1 protein-coding gene is annotated in these 1,633 nt (G+C 70.2%); it reads left to right on the forward strand.

The features are described 5' to 3' along the window. Window positions 1-354 precede the first annotated feature (354 nt). On the forward strand, window positions 355-1,629 hold the full coding sequence (gene thrS / locus QH283_RS15750) for a threonine--tRNA ligase (RefSeq protein ID WP_280503742.1): 1,275 nt from the start codon (window positions 355-357) through the stop codon (window positions 1,627-1,629). The last annotated feature ends 4 nt before the right edge of the window (window positions 1,630-1,633 follow it).

Here is a 1,633-nt window from a genome sequence, read left to right on the forward strand (position 1 = left end):
CCCCACACCATATTAAAACCCCCCCCCCCCCCAACCCCCCACCGCTTCACGTGCCCCGGGGGCCCGCAGATGTTAAAAACACCCCGGGCCCCACCCACGACCGCGTCGTGATCGTCCCCTTCGGCGGCGGCAGCGGCGAGGGCCCGGACTGATCCGGAGAACGAGCCGACGGGCGACAACCCGTCGGCTACACTCGTCCGCTGTGCAGGGACGCCAGTTCACCACGACGACGCCGGACACCTCCGGCGCTCTCGTGCTGCACTGACACCCGCACACGACCCATCGAGCCCCCGAACCGCTTACGGGGCGCGGTGCTTTTCCCGGCCGTTCCGGTCACCACACAGGAGCGGACACATGGTCACCGGCCACCGGGATATCGACCACAGAGACATCAATCGGGACATGGGCATCTTCGCCACCGATCCCCTCGCTGGATCGGGGCTGCCCCTGTGGCTGCCCGCGGGGGCGGTGGTCAGGGAGGAACTACAGAAGCTGGCCAAGGAACTCGCCGCCGAGGACTGCTGCGTGGGGGTGTTCTCGCCGGTGCTCGGCAAGCGCGCGCTGTACGAGCGCTCGGGACATCTCGCGAAATTCGATCAGGACATGTTCCCCGCCATGCGACTCGGCGACGACGAGGTGGTGCTCCGGCCCGCGAACTGCCCGCATCACGCGCTGATCTACGCCTCGGCTCAACGCTCGTATCGCGAACTGCCGCTGCGGTTCAACGAGATGGGCTCGATGTTCCGCGCCGAACGTTCCGGCGTCGTCTCCGGCCTGAGTCGCGTCCGGCAGATCACCCTCGATGACACCCATGTGTTCTGCCGGCCGGACCAGGTCGAGCGAGAAGCCGCTCTCGGGCTGCGGGCGGCACTGCGGGCGCAGCGCATTCTCGGGCTCCCGGTCGATCACGTCCGGCTCTCGATGCGCGACGACTCCGGGGCGTGGCTGGGCAGCACCGCACAGTGGGAACACGCCCAGCGGGGCCTGCGCGCGGCGAGCCGCTCGGTCCTCGAGGAGTTCGGTCTCGATCTGGTGGAAGGGCCGGGCGAGGCGGCCTTCTACGGCCCGAAACTCGACGTGCAGGTGCGCGACGCGCGCGGCCACGAGGAGACCATCGCCACCGTGCAACTGGACTTCAACCAGCCCGAACGATTCGACCTCGGCTACATCGGGGCCGACGGGGCCTCGCATCGCCCGGTGATGATCCACCGGGGCGCCGTCGGCTCGATGGAGCGCGTGACCGCCGCGTTGCTGGAGCACTACGCCGGCCGGTTGCCGTTCTGGCTGGCTCCCGTGCAGCTCACCGCACTGCCGGTGGGAGCGGAGCAGGACGACGCGGCCCGTGCCCTGGTCGACGAGATCCGGCGCCATGGACTGCGCGGCCGGGTCGATCACACCGGGTCGCTGGGCGCCCGCATCAGGAACGCGCGCAAGTCCCGCGACCATCTCCTCGCGACCATCGGCCCGGCCGAGATGGCGGACGGAACCGTGCAGATCACCGATGTCGCGAGCGGCGTCCGCGTCCCGATGGAGAGCGAACGGCTCGTGGCACTGATGCGGCGAGCCCACCGCGAGCGCCGGTCCACCGTGGCCTGGGACGGCCGGGCGGCGGAGCAGGGCACCGCGTGACCGC

This window comes from Nocardia farcinica, assembly GCF_029867845.1.
Taxonomy (GTDB): domain Bacteria; phylum Actinomycetota; class Actinomycetes; order Mycobacteriales; family Mycobacteriaceae; genus Nocardia; species Nocardia farcinica_A.